Here is a 14,116-nt window from a genome sequence, read left to right as displayed (position 1 = left end):
CATTCCTCATGCAGGATCGCACATCAATTAGCCTCTTCCAGAAAGCGGATGTAGAGCGCATATATGCAACTCATCCTTCCAGATTTCGGAAGAATATGGATCGCCTCGACGCCATGTCCCTGTTCGTCGCCACGGTGGAGGCCGGCAGCCTTTCCGCCGCCGGGCGACGCGCCGGCATGCCGCTGGCGACGGTGAGCCGAAAACTCTCCGAGCTGGAAAAGCATCTGGGGACGCGCCTGCTCAACCGCTCGACGCGGCGTCTGACGCTGACAGACGCCGGCCAGTCCTATCTCGCCGCCTGCCGCCGCATCCTGGACGAGGTAAGCGAGGCCGAACGCGCCGCCGCCGGCGAATATCTCAACCCGACCGGCGAGCTGGTGATCAGCGCACCGGTCGTCTTCGGCCGCCTGCATGTGCTGCCTGTCGTCACCGATTTCCTCGCCGCCTATCCCGAAGTCGCCATCCGCCTGACCTTGTCGGACCGCATCACCCAGCTGGTCGAGGAGCATGTCGATCTTGCCCTGCGCATCGGCGAATTGCCGGATTCGGCCATGGTTGCGATCCGCGTCGGCTCGATCCGCCGCATCGTCTGCGCGAGCCCGGCCTACCTTGCCGGGCACGGCGTGCCGGCAAGGCCGCAAGACCTTGCCGGTCATGACTGCGTCACCTTCGAAGGCCTCGCCGCGCCCGCGACATGGGCTTTCGGCGCGGCCAAGACCGAAATCGTCGTGCCGGTGCGCTCGCGCCTGCAGGTCAACACCGCCGAAGCGGCGATCGACGCCGCGATTGCAGGGCTCGGCCTGACGAAGGTGCTCTCCTACCAGGCCGACGCCGCCGTGCGCGCCGGCGCACTGCAAGTGGTGCTGGAGCCGTTCGAGCCGCCGCCATGGCCGGTCAGCCTGGTGCATGCCGGCCAGGGCCGCCTGCCGGTGAAGCTGCGCGCCTTCCTCGACTTCGCCGCGCCGCGTCTCAAGGAGCGGCTAGCCGGATCGCTTTAAAGCCGCGCCCGGTGCGGCGCCGTTTCCTTTTTGCCGCCGCTTGGTGTAACCAACGCACACCTCCTCACCGGGCCCCTTGCATGCTCATCATCCGCTCGCTGGCGTTCAACCTCGTCTTCTATCTCAGCCTGATCGTCCAGATGATCATCTGGACGCCCTTCTACTTCCTGGCGCCGCGCCACCGCGCCTGGTTCGTGCCGAAATTCTGGTCGCGCACCTCGATGTGGCTTTATGACAAGATCGCGGCGACAAAGAGCGAGATCACCGGGGTCGAAAACCTGCCGGAAGGCTCCTTCATCCTGGCGCCGAAGCATCAGTCCTTCTGGGACGCGATCGCCTTCTACCCCTATCTCGACGACGCGCTCTACATCCTGAAGCGCGAGCTGACCTGGATCCCCTTTTTCGGCTGGTACATCATGAAGATGCGCATGATCCCGGTCGATCGCGGCAGCCGCTCGAAGGCGCTGAAGGCAGTCGTCACAGCGACAAGGCAAGAGATGGACCGCAATCCGCGCCAGCTCATCATCTATCCCGAAGGTACGCGCCGCGCGCCGGGCGCCGAGCCGTCCTACAAATACGGCATCGTCGAGATCTATTCGCAACTGGGCGTTCCTGTCGTGCCGGTCGCCCATGTCGCCGGTCTCTACTGGCCGCGCCGCAAATTCCTGCGTTATCCCGGCACAATCAAGGCCCGCTTCCTGCCGCCGATCCCGCCCGGTCTCGGCAAGGACGAATTCATGCAGCGGCTGATCGGCGAGACCGAAGCCGCATGCGACCAGATGCTGGTCGAAGTCGCGCAGGGGCCGAACCCGCCGCCAATGCCGCCGACGGCGGTGAAGCGCCTAGCCGAACTCGGCGTAACGGCAAAAAGCTGATCTCGCTCAACGCAACGCCGCCCAGGCGGTCGTCAGCACCAGCGTCGCGGCAAACACCAGATTGATGATCCGCGACGCCGGCGGATGACGCAGGAACCTTGCGAAAGCGGTTCCTGCAAGCAGCCACGCCGCATGGATGACGACGATCATCCCTGTAAGCACCAGCAGCCTGGCGGAACCACCCAACGCGTCGGTCTGCGAGGAAGCTCCGGCAAAAACGGCGGCGATCGCCACATAGGCCTTCGGATTGGCGATGGCGAGCATGAAGCCGCCCATAAAGGTCGGACGCGCCGCTTGCCTTCCGCTTTCAGCCAGCGGCGGCGCCGTCGCGATCTTGTAGGCGAGATAAAGAATGTAGGCGGCGGACAGGATGGTCAGCAGCTTGGCCAGGCCGGGCATCGAAGCCAGCATGCCGATGATACCGGCCGCCACGACCACGAGCACCGCGATCGTTCCAAGCACCATCCCTGACGCGTAACCCAGCGATGAACGCAGGCCGAACGCCGCTCCGACGGCGGTGACGCTGACGGTCGATGGCCCCGGGCTGCCCATGACGACACTTGCCGCCACGATGAGCGCCAGCACTTGCTGCCACGGCTGCGCTTCGGTCAGAACGCTTGCCATGCCGAACCTTCCTCCTGCCGAGATGCGACAGGACTTTACGAAGGATTGGTCGCAACCGTCTTGGACGATCGTGCGCGCGCCTCTGCGTCAAGGCGTGTCGAGATTCGGGTCAGGCCGAGCCGAAAGTGGCGGCTTCCGAGGCAGGAAGCCGCCATTTGCAGGCCGGCCTCACCCGAAGATCAATACGCCTTAGGAACTGGCGCGGTCTAGCGCCCCAACGTCATCCGCCGAAAGCTTGAGCGTACCGGCGCGGATCAGACTGTCCATCTGGGCCGGCGTTGTGGCGCTGGCGATCGGCGCGGTGACGCCTGGTCGTGCGATGATCCAGGCCAGCGCCACTTCCGCCTGCTTGGCCGAATGCCGCTCGGCAATGGCGTCGAGCGCCGACAGGATGCGCGTGCCGCGCTCGTTGAGATATTCGGCAACGTCTTCGCCGCGTTCGCTCTGTCCGAGATCGGCCTTGCTGCGGTATTTGCCGCTCAAAAAGCCCTTGGCGAGGCTGAAATAGGTGATGACGCCGAGATCCTGAGCCTTGCAGAGATCGAGTAGCGGACCGTCGAGCGAAGACCGGTCGTACAAATTGTATTCGGGTTGCAGCACCTCGTAACGCGGCAGGCTGCGCAGGCTGGCGACGTCGAGCGCGGCGCGCAACTGTCCGGCATCGAGATTGGAGCAGCCGGGATAGCGGATCTTGCCCTTTTCGAGCAGGCGCTGATAGGCGCCGAGCGTTTCCTCGTAAGGCGTTGCCGGATCCGGCCAGTGCGAAAGATAGAGATCGATGACGTCGACCTGCAGCCGCTTCAGCGACGCGTCGACCGCCTTCTCGATATAGGCGGCGGAGAGGTCCTTCTTGCCCTGGCCCATGTCGGAGCCGACCTTGGTGATGACGACAACCTTGTCGCGGTTGCCGCGGCTCTTCATCCAATTGCCGATGATGGTTTCCGATTCGCCGCCCTTGTTGCCGGGAACCCAGCGCGAATAGGCATCGGCCGTGTCCACCGCGTTGAAACCTGCGCCGACGAAGCGGTCGAGCAGGTCGAAGGACGTCTTTTCGTCGGCGGTCCAACCGAACACATTGCCGCCCAGGACCAGCGGCGCGATGGAAAGGTCGGTGCGACCGAGACGGCGTTTTTGCAAGACTGATCTCCGTGATGCTGGGACGGGCCTGACGCCCGAGGATGAGTTGCGGCTAAGCTAGGTCGCGTCCGGCCGAGATCAAAGGCATGGTTTTGCTTTTTGATCGGGCCAGAGCAATTCCAGCGAAAGTGCCTAGCGGCTTTGCGTCCGGAATTGCGTAAAAACAAAGAGATAGAGCATTGGCGGCGAAAATCGTTTTCGCCGGAATACGCCTCACGAAGGCGCGACCTGGCGCCCGACCTCCTCCAGCCAATGGTCGCGTATGCCGAGCGCGTCGAGGTGCTCGAGCGTGCTCAGCACATAATCCTCGTTGTTACCGGATTGGCCGATGGCGCCGCGAACCACTTTTGCCGCCTCGTCGGCATCGAGCGCGCCGGCATATTGCTCATGATTGCGGTCGACGATGTAGACCACAGCCTCGACCGCTTCACCGCCATCCAGCCGGACACCGAGCATGCGTTCGAGATAGACGCTGGTGACCAGTTCGCGCTCGCGCAGATAGGTGAGAACTTCGTCACGCAGATTGCTGGGGACACGGTAGGCGAGCCCGATGCAGGAGCCACCGCGGTCCAGCCCGAGCACCAGGCCCGGCCGCTCGCGCGTGCCGCGATGCACGAAGGAATAGACGCAGAGCGAGCGACGATAGCCGTAAAGCCGGGCGCGGCGTGTCTCGACATGGGCAAACCCGGGCCGCCAGATCAGCGACCCATAGCCAAAAACCCAAAAATCGCCCATATCGCCAGCCTGATTGCATTTCGAGTGACGACGCCGCACCGGCGGGTTTTTCTTCTGTTCCCGCTTGTGGCGCGCGACAATGAACAGCCTCTTCGCCACGTGAGGGGTTAACGAGAGCCGCAGCATGACGTCAAGTGACGAGCGACCATCCAAATCCCGCCGCTGGCTGTTCTGGCTTGTCGCGTTTGTCGTCGTCTTGTTCGCGCTCTACAGCGGCGGCTGGTTCTATCTCGCCGACCGGCTCAAGACCGAAGCAGACCAGGCCGTAGCGCAACTGGGCAGCACGGGCATTGCCGCCGGCTGCGCCAATTTGACCGTCAGCGGCTATCCGATCAGCTTTACGGTCTCCTGCGACAACATCGCCTATGAGGACGACGCCCGCAAAGTCGCCGCCTCCACCGGCAGCCTCAACGCCGTCGCCGACATCACTGCTCCCTTGTCGCCGGGAGCCGATCTGCGCGGCCCGCTGCGGACGATGGCGCCCGGCATGCCGCCACTCTGGATCGACTGGGACCAGTTGCACGCGAACGTCAAAGTGTGGTGGCCATTGCCGAGAAGCGTCTCGCTCAAAGCCGACGGCCTGAACGGCCAGACCGACCCGCAAGACGATTCCGACCCGGTGCAATTGTTCAGCGCCGGCAAGGCGGCCGGCGAGCTGCAGCCGGTCGACCGGGATATCAAATATATCGGCAGCTTCGGCGATCTGGAGATCAATGCGGACGCCATCGGCGGGCGCGTGCTGCCGGCGCTCGACGGCAGCGGCGAGGTGACGCTGAAGAATGGTGTCGCCTTGATCGCGACGCCGCCGAAGAGCCTACGCGGCCAGTCGATCGACATCGCCAAGCTCGACCTGTCGTCGGGCACCGCGCGCATCACGGTGTCCGGGCCGGCTTCCGTCGATGCCGAGGGCCTGATCGACGCCAATCTGACGATCAGGCTCAAGGACCCGAAGGCGGTCGCGGCCATCCTTGGCGGCGCCATCCCGGAGCACAAGAGCGAGATCGAGCAAGGCTTTGCCGCCATCGCCATGCTCGGCAAGGAGCCATCGATGCCGCTCAGGATCGTCAAGGGCAAGGCCTCGCTGGGCTTCATCCCGCTCGGCAAGATCAAACCGGTCGACTGAGCCCAGAGATGCCCGAGCCAGTGAAACTGCTCAGCGTCGGCGCCTTCACTCTCGACACGATCCTGCGCGTCGAGACCTTGCCGACGCATCAGGGCAAGTTCATCGCCAGCGACGGCGTCCAGATCGCGTCGGGCATGGCGACAAGCGCCGCCTGCGCCGCGCATCGCCTCGGCGCCGCAGTCTCGCTTTGGGCGAGCGCCGGCGACGATCCGGTCGGCGACCAGTTGATTGCCGACATCGAGGCCGAGGGCGTCGACTGCAGCCTGATCCGCCGCGTCGCCGGCGCGCGCTCGGCGCTCGCCGCCATACTGATCGACGCGCATGGCGAGCGCGTCATAGTGCCCTTCTACGACAAAAAGGCGCAAGCCGATCCCGAAGAGCTGCCGCTTGCCGATCTTTCCGCCTTCGATGCCGTGCTGGTCGACGTCCGCTGGCCGGGCGCGGCGGCACTTGCCTTGACCGCCGCGCGCAATGCCGGCCACCCGGCGATCCTGGATGCCGACACCGCACCGGTCGAGGTGCTGGAACGCCTGCTGCCCCTGGCTTCGCATATCGTCGCCTCGGAGCCGGCGGCCCGCATCGTCTGCGGCCACGCGCCGGATCCCGAGAGCGCCTGCGCCGACCTCGCCTCGCGCACCGACGCCTTCGTCGCAGTCACCGGCGGCGCGGCCGGCACTTGGTGGCATGACCGGGCGACCGGGCGCGTGCGCCATGTCGAGGCGCCGAAGGTCAAGGCGGTGGACACGCTTGCCGCCGGCGACGTCTTCCACGGCGCCTTCGCCGTCGGCCTCGCCGAGGCCATGCCCATGGAGGAAGCCCTGCGCTTCGCCAGCGCCGCCGCAGCGCTCAAATGCCTGCGCTTCGGCGGCCGGTTGGGAGCGCCAGATCGCGCCGAAACTCTGGCCATGATGGCAGATCACTGGCCGCCACGACAATAACGCTGAGGAATCCGCTTACGATTTAGCGGGATGTTCGATGGCCTGCCGGCCGAAGTCTGGGGTGTCGATATCCTGCCCTGCTTGGATGATCGAACGGCGGATCGCCCGCGTGCGGGTGAAGAGGTCGAACAGCTTCTCGCCGTCGCCCCAGCGGATCGCCCGCTGCAGCGAGGCCAGATCCTCCGAGAACCGCGCCAGCATCTCCAGGATCGCGTCCTTGTTGTGCAGGCACACATCCCGCCACATAGTTGGGTCGGAGGCGGCAAGACGGGTGAAATCGCGGAAACCGGAAGCCGAATACTTGATGACTTCGCTCTTGGTCACCGCTTCCAAATCGTCGGCCGTGCCGACGATGTTGTAGGCTATGATATGCGGTAGATGCGAGACGATCGCCAGCGTCATGTCGTGATGCTGCGGGTCCATCGTGTCGATGTTGGAGCCGCAGCGCCGCCAGAATTCCGAAAGAGTCTCGAGCGCCGCTGCATCGGTGCCCGGCAGCGGCGTGAATATGCACCAGCGATTGTCGAAGAGGTCGGCGAAACCGGCGTCCGGACCGGACTTTTCCGTGCCGGCCAGCGGATGCCCGGGGATGAAATGCACGCCTTCGGGCACATGCGGCTCAATCTGCGCGATAACGGAGGCCTTGGTCGAGCCGACATCGGTGAGGATGGCGCCCTTCTTCAGCGCCGGCGCGATCTCGGCGGCGACCTCGCCGGACGAGCCCACCGGCACCGAGACGATAATGAGATCGGCGTCGCGCGCCGCTTCGCCGGCATCGGTCGTGTAGGAATCGCCGAGGCCGAGCTCCTCGGCGCGCTTCAGCGTCGAGGAGCTGCGCGTCGCGATCGCGATGTGCCTGGCCAAGCCCTCGCGGCGGATGACGCGAGCCAACGACGAGCCGATCAGGCCGATACCGACCAGCGCTATCTTTTCGAACATCGGTGATGCCATGGTGTTCTAGCTTTTCAGGAAGGTCGTCAACGCCTCGACGACGCCGCGATTGGCCTCTTCGGTGCCGACGCTCATGCGCAACGCGTTCGGAAAACCATAGCCGGTCACGCGGCGCAGGATATAGCCGCGCTGGCTGAGATAGTCGTCGGCGGCCGCTGCCGAATGCTTCTTGTCGTCTGGGAAATGGATCAAGAGGAAATTGCCGACGCTCGGTGTCACGCGCAGCCCGAGCCCGATCATCTGCTCGCTGAGCCAGGCCAGCCATGTCTCGTTGTGCAGCGCGCTGCGCTCGATATGGGCGCGGTCGCGGATCGAAGCGATACCGGCCTCGATGGCCGTGGCATTGACGTTGAAGGGACCGCGCACCCGGTTGATGGCATCGACGATATGCGCCGGCCCGTACATCCAGCCGATGCGGGCGCCGCCCAGGCCGAGCTTGGAGAAGGTGCGCGTCATCACCACGTTGTCGGCGCTGCCGGCAAGCTCGATGCCGGCTTCGTAATCGTTGCGGCGCACATATTCGGCGTAAGCCGCGTCGAGCACCAGAAGCACGTTCTTCGGCAGGCCGGCATGCAGGCGGCGCACCTCGCTGAACGGCAAGTAGGTGCCGGTCGGATTGTTCGGGTTGGCGAGGAAGACGATGCGCGTTGCGGGCGTCACGGCCGCAAGGATCGCATCGACATCGGCGCGTTCCTCGGTTTCCTTGACCGCCACCGGCCTGGCCCCGGCCGCCTGGATATAGATCTTGTAGACCATGAAGGCGTGCTCGGTGAACACCGCCTCGTCGCCGGGCGCGAGGTAGGTCTGCGCCAGCAAGCCCAGGATCTCGTCGGAGCCGTTGGAGCAGATGATGTTTGCCGGGTTCAGCCCATGCGCCTCGGCGATCGCTTCGCGCAGCCGGCGGGCGGTGCCGTCGGGATAGACATCGAGCTTGGCGGCAACGTCCCGCGCGGCCTCGATCGCCTTCGGCGACGGTCCGAGCGGATTCTCGTTCGACGACAGCTTGTAGACTTTCGTCACGCCGGCCGGCGCCGTGCTCTTGCCCGGCACATAGGCTTCGATGTCCATGATGCCCGCGCGGGGCGTCGGACGCGGCTGATCCTGCTTCATGTCAAAAATCCGTCGAGAAGGCCTTCAAGGCCGCAGCGGAAATACAAGCCATGGCCCGGAATGTCGAGTGCCAGCGCTTGCGCTATGGATGCCTGCCGTTGACGAAGTGCCGCGCTGGTCCTAGAAGAGCAGCCAGACTCCCGTGGTGATTTGGCCGGTCGGCTTGCAGCCACGTTAAACAACTCGCTAAAGGGCCGTTTGCAACCTGTAACCGGCTTTGCGACGGCAATGCCGGTTTTTTGTTGTCCGCGGCCGGCCGGACACCACATCAGGCAAACCGATGTGGGACAGGATGAGGACGGACATGGCCGCTCAGCGCGCTGCAAGAACCAAGGACGAGGCCGACCATCCGTCGAGCCCGGTGCTGCAGTTCGGCCCCGACAAGCCGCTGAAGCTCGACGCCGGCACGCTGCTCTCGCCCTTCCAGATCGCCTACCAGACCTATGGCGCGCTCAACGCCGCGCGTTCCAACGCCATTCTCGTCTGCCATGCGCTGACCGGCGACCAGCATGTTGCCAACACCAATCCGGTGACCGGCAAGCCGGGCTGGTGGGAGGTGCTGATCGGCCCCGGCAAGATCATCGACACCAACCGCTTCTTCGTCATCTGCGCCAACGTCATCGGCGGCTGCCTCGGCTCGACCGGTCCCGCCTCGACCAATCCGGCAACCGGCAAGCCCTATGGGCTGGAACTGCCGGTCATCACCATCCGCGACATGGTGCGCGCGCAGGCTATGCTGGTCGACCATTTCGGCATTGACCAGCTGTTTTGCGTGCTCGGCGGCTCGATGGGCGGCATGCAGGTGCTGGAATGGGCCGCCAGCCATTCGGAGCGCGTCTTCTGCGCGCTGCCGATCGCCACCGGCGCGCGCCATTCCTCGCAGAACATCGCCTTCCATGAGGTCGGGCGGCAGGCGGTGATGGCCGATCCCGACTGGCATGGCGGCAAGTATCTCGATTTCGGCAAGCGCCCGGAAAAGGGGCTGGCCGTCGCCCGCATGGCCGCCCACATCACTTACCTGTCGGAAGCCGCGCTCCACCGCAAATTCGGCCGCAATCTGCAGGACCGCGAGGCGCTCACCTTCGGCTTCGACGCCGATTTCCAGATCGAAAGCTATCTGCGCCACCAGGGCATGACTTTCGTCGACCGCTTCGACGCCAATTCCTATCTCTACCTGACCCGCGCCATGGATTATTTCGACCTTGCCGCCGACCATGGCGGGCGATTGGCCGATGCCTTCGCCGGCACCAAGACGCGCTTCTGCCTGGTCTCCTTCACCAGCGACTGGCTGTTCCCGACCGAGGAGAGCCGCTCGATCGTGCATGCGTTGAATGCTGCCGGCGCATCCGTCTCCTTCGTCGAGATCGAGACCGACCGCGGCCACGATGCCTTCCTGCTCGACGAGCCGGAACTGTTCGCGGCCATCAACGGCTTCATCGGCTCGGCCGCGCGAGCGAGAGGGCTCGGCGCATGAGCAAAAAGCAATCTCAGGACCGGACGGTGTTGCCATGAGCGTCAACCGCGCCCAGCGTGTCGACCTCGACGTCGTCACCGACCTCATCCCGCCGAACGCGCGCGTGCTCGACGTCGGTTCGGGCGACGGCGTGCTCCTGGAGCTTCTGCAGGAAACCAAGCATATCGACGGCCGCGGCCTTGAACTGTCGCAGCGCGGCGTCAACGAATGCGTGGCGCGCGGCCTTTCCGTCATCCAGGGCGATGCCGACACCGACCTCAAATTCTATCCCGACAAGGGTTTTGATTTCGTCGTTCTGTCGCAGACCATGCAGGCGACCCGCAACCCGAAGGTCGTGCTCGACGAATTGCTCAGGATCGGCAACCGCGCCATCGTCTCCTTCCCCAATTTCGGCCACTGGCGCGTGCGCCTGTCGTTGTTCGTCAAAGGGCGGATGCCGGTCACCAAGGACCTGCCCTATTCCTGGTACGACACGCCCAACATCCACTTCTGCACCATTCGCGACTTCGTCAATCTGTGCGAGGAGCTCGGCGCGACCGTCGAGAAGGCGACCGCGCTCGACGCCAACGGGCAGAAGATCGGCCTGTCGATGCCCTGGTGGTTCTGGAACTTCTTCGGCCAGCAGGCGGTGTTTTTGCTGAAGCGTTGAAGCAAATGCATCTCTTTCGTCGACCACCAGCAGTCATTGAAATCCCGCGGAACACCCTGTCCGAAATACGGGCGGGAATTGTCGTGTGCACATCGCCACGCAGCGGCAGCAATCATCTTGCAGGATTGATGGCTTCCGCCGGGCTGGGCCATCCGCTGGAATGGTTTGGCGGGCGACGTCTGCTGGAACGGCCGGATTACCCGCGAGACCCCCGCGCGCAGCTTCTGCGCGCGCTGACGGAGGGGCGGTCCTCCACCGGGATCTACGCAATCAAGCTCTTTGCGAGCCAGTTCGCACAACTTGCCAAGAAGGTGAACCTGCCTGCCAGCCTTCCAAAGCCGAACTATGTGCGCTTGACCCGTGACGATCTGCTCGGCCAGGCGATCTCATGGGCACGTGCGCGTCAAACCCGCGAATTCCGATCCACAGAGATCGGTCATGCGCCACCACGCTACAATGGCCAGGCAATCGCAGAGTGTCTGGAAAAGATCTTGGCGGAGAATCTGGCGTGGGATGGCTGGTTCGCGAAGAATGGCCTGTCCTTCCTGCCCCTGACCTACGAGCAGATTCAGCGCGATCCTGCAGGAAGCCTGACGAAAGTCGCCCAGTTGGTGGATGTGGAGCCCAACTGGGAGACCAACCTTCGGTCGGGCCTGGAAATCCAGCGCGATGCGCTCAATGAAGAATGGCGAAAGCGTTTCCTGTCCGAATATGCCGACCCGTCCAGCTTCCGATACCGAACGATTAAATAGTCCACCTAACAAATTCGTAGTGCAGAAAAGCATCTCGATCGTTTGACAGCATGCTGTTACGGCGATAGCCACGAGTTGATTAACTGGCTGTGTCGCGATGGCAGAACGTCCCACCTATTCTATCGTCGTAGAGATGGAGAATGCCAAATCCATCGACTGGGACGAGATCGGCGTCGGGCTGAAGGCCCTGGCGCGGGAGATCGCCGCCGTCTCGGCGACCGGTTTTTCGAAGCCCAAAGTCGTCGTCTCACACAGCGGGCCGGCGGTGGACGCAACCGCGCTGCAGGACAATATCGATGCCGAAGCGCCTGATTTGGCGAAGCTTGCCGACCTCGTCTTCGCCGCTTGCCCCGGCGGCCGCTACTACGACCTCAAGAACAACGGCATCGCGCTGACCGAAGGCGACGTCGTCGTCTATATGGATTCCGATACGGTTCCCGAGCCGGGCTGGCTCTCCAGCCTGCTTAAGCCGTTTCAACAGGCCGGCACCGTCTGCGTGAACGGGCACACCTATCTTTCACACGACGATTTCTTCTCCAGAACCTTCGCTTTGATATGGTTCTTCCCGATGGCCCAGGGCGATGAGCGCTTCGCCGCGAAGCGGGCGATCAACGCCAACAACGTGGCCTTCCGCCGCGACTGGATCGCCGGCCATCCCTTTCCACAGCACAAGGGCTTCAAGGTTTCCTGCACGCTGCTGATGCATCAGCTTTGGCGCGAAGGCCACGCGATCGTCAATGCCGACGCCCGCGTCTACCACTATTCCCCGCGCGGCTGGCGGTTCTTCTACTGGCGCGCGCTGGTGACCGGCAGAGATGCCGACCGCAAATATGTCGAGCTCCATTCGCCCCGGCGCGCCCAGCGCATCGTCAAGTCCTTCACGCGTTGGGGAACGATGTCGTGGCGCACGATCCGGCGCGTGACAGGCCATGCGCCCTCGACGGGCATGCCGTTCTGGCAGATCCCGTTCTCGGTGCTTGTCGGCCTGGCCTTCTACACGCTGGCGTTTTTCGGCCATTTCGGCCTCTCCGCCGGCCTCGTCCGCGACGAGGCCGAATTGGTGCCGGACTATGTCGGACACAGCTGAAGCAGCTCCAGGAAAAATGTGACGCGATTTTCCGTCCGGAATTGCGTTAAAACCGAAGAGATAGGGCGCTCAGCCAAGCACATCCGTAGCCTTGTGCGGATGCTCGACACCGTCAACGATTATCACGTCGGATTGGGAATTCCCGGTGCGCAAGGGCAGGATCGCCTGATAGGCAGGCGAACCGTACCAGTCGCGCACATGCCGCCGGTCCGGGAATTCAATGACGATCAGATGTCCGGGCCAGTCGTTTTCCACGACCTCCACCTCGCCGCCATGGACGAGGAAGCGCCCGCCGAAAGGCGCCAGCGTGGCATCGATCTTCTCCAGATATTCGGCGATCCAGGGACCGGGCGTGACATGACGCATATGGGCAACGGCGTAAGCGGTCATCGATTCTGCTCCTTCGTTCGAAGCCGACTGTCGGCTGGATGGAGGCAGGTTGCCGCATCGAGGTATTCCGGTCGATTACCTCCCAGGTCATCATTTGCGGTTCTGTTTGTTCCGGGAACTGTCCTTCTAGCGAAGGCCGGAGCACGACGGCGAGCAGCCCATAGTGTCGTCTTGGCAACGTGGCCCAAGAAAAACAGACACCCGTCAAGGCACATCGACGTGACAGCGAGACCTGCTTGTTGTTAGCCTGTCTACGCAACTGGGAAGAGTTGCACACCGCGAACAGCGGATTCTTCCAGCAATTTGCGGAGCGGGGCCCAACCAAACCAGATGTCGACCGAGGCGGCGCCGCTGATCTCTATCATCACGCCGACGCATAACCGGCGCAGCCAGGTCGTGCGGGCGGTGGAAAGTGTTCTGGCTCAGACACTTACCCGCTTTGAGCATATCGTCGTCGACGATGGCTCGACTGACGGCACGGCCGCCGCGCTCGCCGAGATCCGCGATCCGCGTCTGATCTATGTCGGCGCCAAATGGCGCGGCGCCAATGCCGCGCGCAACGCCGGTATCGAGCTGGCGCGAGCGCCGGTGGTGACCTTCCTTGATTCGGACGATGTCTATCTGCCCGACCGTCTGGAGCGGACGCTGGCGCGGTTCGACCAGAACCCCTCGCTCGAGGTGCTGATCAGCTCCTTCGTGTCGCAGAAGGGCCGCCGCAGCAGCAAATGCATCAATCGCGAGGCCTTGCTCGACAAGGGCGCGCTGCAGCGCGCGCTGGTGGCGCAGACCATCTTCATCGCCGGATCGGCAATCACGGCCCGCTATGAAGCGCTGCTGGCGATCGGCGGCTACGACAGCGACGTCACCCGCATGCAGGACCGCGAGCTGTTGCTGCGCTTTGCCCAGCGCGGCGGCGCCATGCTGTCCGAGGATATCGACTGGAAGAAATTCAATTCCGAGAATTCGATCTCCGGCCGCCGCGACGGCTATATCGAGGCCTATGCCAATCTGATCGATAAGCACCCCTATATCGCCGACCGCTATCCGGACGTTCCACCCTATATGATCTCGCGCCAGATCATCGCCGACGTCTTGAAGGGCCGGCTGCCGCAGGCTTTCTCCGGCTATCTCGCCAACCGTTCATCCAAGGCGCTCGGCTATTCGGCGGCCGAACTGCTGCGCGGCTATATCGTCGGCCGCCGCTGGCGCCGCGATTGCTATGACGAGTTCCGCGCCAAATACGGCGCCCGGCCGATCTGAGGATCATTGGCCT

Annotated in this window: 15 protein-coding genes and 1 riboswitch; of the genes, 9 read left to right on the top strand and 6 right to left on the bottom strand. The window is 63.8% G+C overall.

Annotated features, from left to right (window positions below; genetic code table 11):
• Nucleotides 1-95 precede the first annotated feature (95 nt).
• Nucleotides 96-998, top strand: coding sequence for a LysR family transcriptional regulator (locus FJ988_RS27125; protein ID WP_140821789.1), 903 nt, complete (start codon nucleotides 96-98; stop codon nucleotides 996-998).
• 80 nt (nucleotides 999-1,078) lie between these two features.
• Entirely contained in the window at nucleotides 1,079-1,873 is a 795-nt protein-coding gene (locus FJ988_RS27120; protein ID WP_140821787.1) for a 1-acyl-sn-glycerol-3-phosphate acyltransferase, read from the top strand.
• 6 nt (nucleotides 1,874-1,879) lie between these two features.
• Here FJ988_RS27120 and FJ988_RS27115 read toward each other — a convergent pair whose 3' ends face one another.
• The 3 genes from FJ988_RS27115 to FJ988_RS27100 all read right to left on the bottom strand — a co-directional run bounded on the left by FJ988_RS27115 (nucleotide 1,880) and on the right by FJ988_RS27100 (nucleotide 4,369).
• Complete coding sequence (locus tag FJ988_RS27115) at nucleotides 1,880-2,497, bottom strand: LysE family translocator (protein ID WP_140821785.1); 618 nt, start codon at nucleotides 2,495-2,497, stop codon at nucleotides 1,880-1,882.
• Nucleotides 2,498-2,686: 189 nt separating this feature from the next.
• The gene (locus FJ988_RS27110) at nucleotides 2,687-3,634 is read right to left on the bottom strand and encodes an aldo/keto reductase (RefSeq protein ID WP_140821782.1); all 948 of its coding nucleotides are present in this window, start codon (nucleotides 3,632-3,634) and stop codon (nucleotides 2,687-2,689) included.
• Between the two features lie 213 nt (nucleotides 3,635-3,847).
• A complete protein-coding gene (locus FJ988_RS27100) occupies nucleotides 3,848-4,369 on the bottom strand; it encodes a gamma-glutamylcyclotransferase (protein ID WP_140821780.1) in 522 nt (173 codons plus the stop codon).
• 124 nt (nucleotides 4,370-4,493) lie between these two features.
• Here FJ988_RS27100 and FJ988_RS27095 point away from each other — a divergent pair, with 124 nt between their 5' ends.
• The gene (locus FJ988_RS27095; RefSeq protein ID WP_140821778.1) at nucleotides 4,494-5,492 is read left to right on the top strand and encodes a DUF2125 domain-containing protein; all 999 of its coding nucleotides are present in this window, start codon (nucleotides 4,494-4,496) and stop codon (nucleotides 5,490-5,492) included.
• Nucleotides 5,493-5,500: 8 nt separating this feature from the next.
• A complete protein-coding gene (locus FJ988_RS27090; protein ID WP_140821776.1) occupies nucleotides 5,501-6,430 on the top strand; it encodes a sugar kinase in 930 nt (309 codons plus the stop codon).
• 15 nt (nucleotides 6,431-6,445) lie between these two features.
• Here the strand turns inward: FJ988_RS27090 and FJ988_RS27085 are convergent, their stop codons facing one another.
• Both FJ988_RS27085 and hisC read right to left on the bottom strand, forming a co-directional pair.
• A complete protein-coding gene (locus FJ988_RS27085; protein ID WP_181183683.1) occupies nucleotides 6,446-7,381 on the bottom strand; it encodes a prephenate/arogenate dehydrogenase family protein in 936 nt (311 codons plus the stop codon).
• 6 nt (nucleotides 7,382-7,387) lie between these two features.
• Nucleotides 7,388-8,491: a histidinol-phosphate transaminase gene (gene hisC / locus FJ988_RS27080; RefSeq protein WP_140821771.1), complete on the bottom strand. Its 1,104-nt coding sequence runs from the start codon at nucleotides 8,489-8,491 to the stop codon at nucleotides 7,388-7,390.
• 132 nt (nucleotides 8,492-8,623) lie between these two features.
• Nucleotides 8,624-8,701: riboswitch (SAM riboswitch) on the top strand.
• Between the two features lie 94 nt (nucleotides 8,702-8,795).
• Here hisC and FJ988_RS27075 point away from each other — a divergent pair.
• The 4 genes from FJ988_RS27075 (at nucleotide 8,796) to FJ988_RS27060 (ending at nucleotide 12,453) form a co-directional block, all read left to right on the top strand.
• Nucleotides 8,796-9,965, top strand: a complete 1,170-nt coding sequence (locus tag FJ988_RS27075; protein WP_140821769.1) for a homoserine O-acetyltransferase — start codon at nucleotides 8,796-8,798, stop codon at nucleotides 9,963-9,965.
• Between the two features lie 34 nt (nucleotides 9,966-9,999).
• The gene (metW, locus tag FJ988_RS27070) at nucleotides 10,000-10,614 is read left to right on the top strand and encodes a methionine biosynthesis protein MetW (protein ID WP_140821767.1); all 615 of its coding nucleotides are present in this window, start codon (nucleotides 10,000-10,002) and stop codon (nucleotides 10,612-10,614) included.
• Nucleotides 10,563-11,366 carry a Stf0 family sulfotransferase gene (locus FJ988_RS27065; protein WP_140821765.1) on the top strand — a complete coding sequence of 268 codons (804 nt, stop codon included), beginning with the start codon at nucleotides 10,563-10,565 and terminating at the stop codon, nucleotides 11,364-11,366. The genes metW and FJ988_RS27065 overlap by 52 nt, the downstream gene beginning before the upstream one ends.
• Before the next feature lie 97 nt (nucleotides 11,367-11,463).
• Nucleotides 11,464-12,453, top strand: a complete 990-nt coding sequence (locus FJ988_RS27060; protein ID WP_140821763.1) for a glycosyltransferase — start codon at nucleotides 11,464-11,466, stop codon at nucleotides 12,451-12,453.
• A gap of 69 nt (nucleotides 12,454-12,522) precedes the next feature.
• Here FJ988_RS27060 and FJ988_RS27055 read toward each other — a convergent pair whose 3' ends face one another.
• Nucleotides 12,523-12,843: a DUF1330 domain-containing protein gene (locus FJ988_RS27055; protein ID WP_140821760.1), complete on the bottom strand. Its 321-nt coding sequence runs from the start codon at nucleotides 12,841-12,843 to the stop codon at nucleotides 12,523-12,525.
• A gap of 330 nt (nucleotides 12,844-13,173) precedes the next feature.
• On the opposite strand from FJ988_RS27055, the gene FJ988_RS27050 reads away from it, so the two are divergent.
• On the top strand, nucleotides 13,174-14,103 hold the full coding sequence (locus tag FJ988_RS27050) for a glycosyltransferase family A protein (protein ID WP_140821758.1): 930 nt from the start codon (nucleotides 13,174-13,176) through the stop codon (nucleotides 14,101-14,103).
• Nucleotides 14,104-14,116: the final 13 nt, after the last annotated feature.

Origin of the sequence: Mesorhizobium sp. CU3 (assembly GCF_006442965.1) — a bacterium.
GTDB lineage: Bacteria > Pseudomonadota > Alphaproteobacteria > Rhizobiales > Rhizobiaceae > Mesorhizobium.
Note: the sequence above shows the minus strand (reverse complement) of the source record. Positions and strands in the feature narration are given on the sequence as shown.

Bases quoted from the DNA above. Each gene is read 5' to 3' on its own strand.
- FJ988_RS27125 (WP_140821789.1), top strand. From the start codon at position 96: ATGGATCGCCTCGACGCCATGTCCCTGTTCGTCGCCACGGTGGAGGCC.
- FJ988_RS27120 (WP_140821787.1), top strand. From the start codon at position 1,079: ATGCTCATCATCCGCTCGCTGGCGTTCAACCTCGTCTTCTATCTCAGC.
- FJ988_RS27115 (WP_140821785.1), bottom strand. From the start codon at position 2,497: ATGGCAAGCGTTCTGACCGAAGCGCAGCCGTGGCAGCAAGTGCTGGCG.
- FJ988_RS27100 (WP_140821780.1), bottom strand. From the start codon at position 4,369: ATGGGCGATTTTTGGGTTTTTGGCTATGGGTCGCTGATCTGGCGGCCC.
- FJ988_RS27095 (WP_140821778.1), top strand. From the start codon at position 4,494: ATGACGTCAAGTGACGAGCGACCATCCAAATCCCGCCGCTGGCTGTTC.
- FJ988_RS27090 (WP_140821776.1), top strand. From the start codon at position 5,501: ATGCCCGAGCCAGTGAAACTGCTCAGCGTCGGCGCCTTCACTCTCGAC.
- FJ988_RS27085 (WP_181183683.1), bottom strand. From the start codon at position 7,381: ATGGCATCACCGATGTTCGAAAAGATAGCGCTGGTCGGTATCGGCCTG.
- hisC (WP_140821771.1), bottom strand. From the start codon at position 8,491: ATGAAGCAGGATCAGCCGCGTCCGACGCCCCGCGCGGGCATCATGGAC.
- FJ988_RS27075 (WP_140821769.1), top strand. From the start codon at position 8,796: ATGGCCGCTCAGCGCGCTGCAAGAACCAAGGACGAGGCCGACCATCCG.
- metW (WP_140821767.1), top strand. From the start codon at position 10,000: ATGAGCGTCAACCGCGCCCAGCGTGTCGACCTCGACGTCGTCACCGAC.
- FJ988_RS27060 (WP_140821763.1), top strand. From the start codon at position 11,464: ATGGCAGAACGTCCCACCTATTCTATCGTCGTAGAGATGGAGAATGCC.
- FJ988_RS27055 (WP_140821760.1), bottom strand. From the start codon at position 12,843: ATGACCGCTTACGCCGTTGCCCATATGCGTCATGTCACGCCCGGTCCC.
- FJ988_RS27050 (WP_140821758.1), top strand. From the start codon at position 13,174: ATGTCGACCGAGGCGGCGCCGCTGATCTCTATCATCACGCCGACGCAT.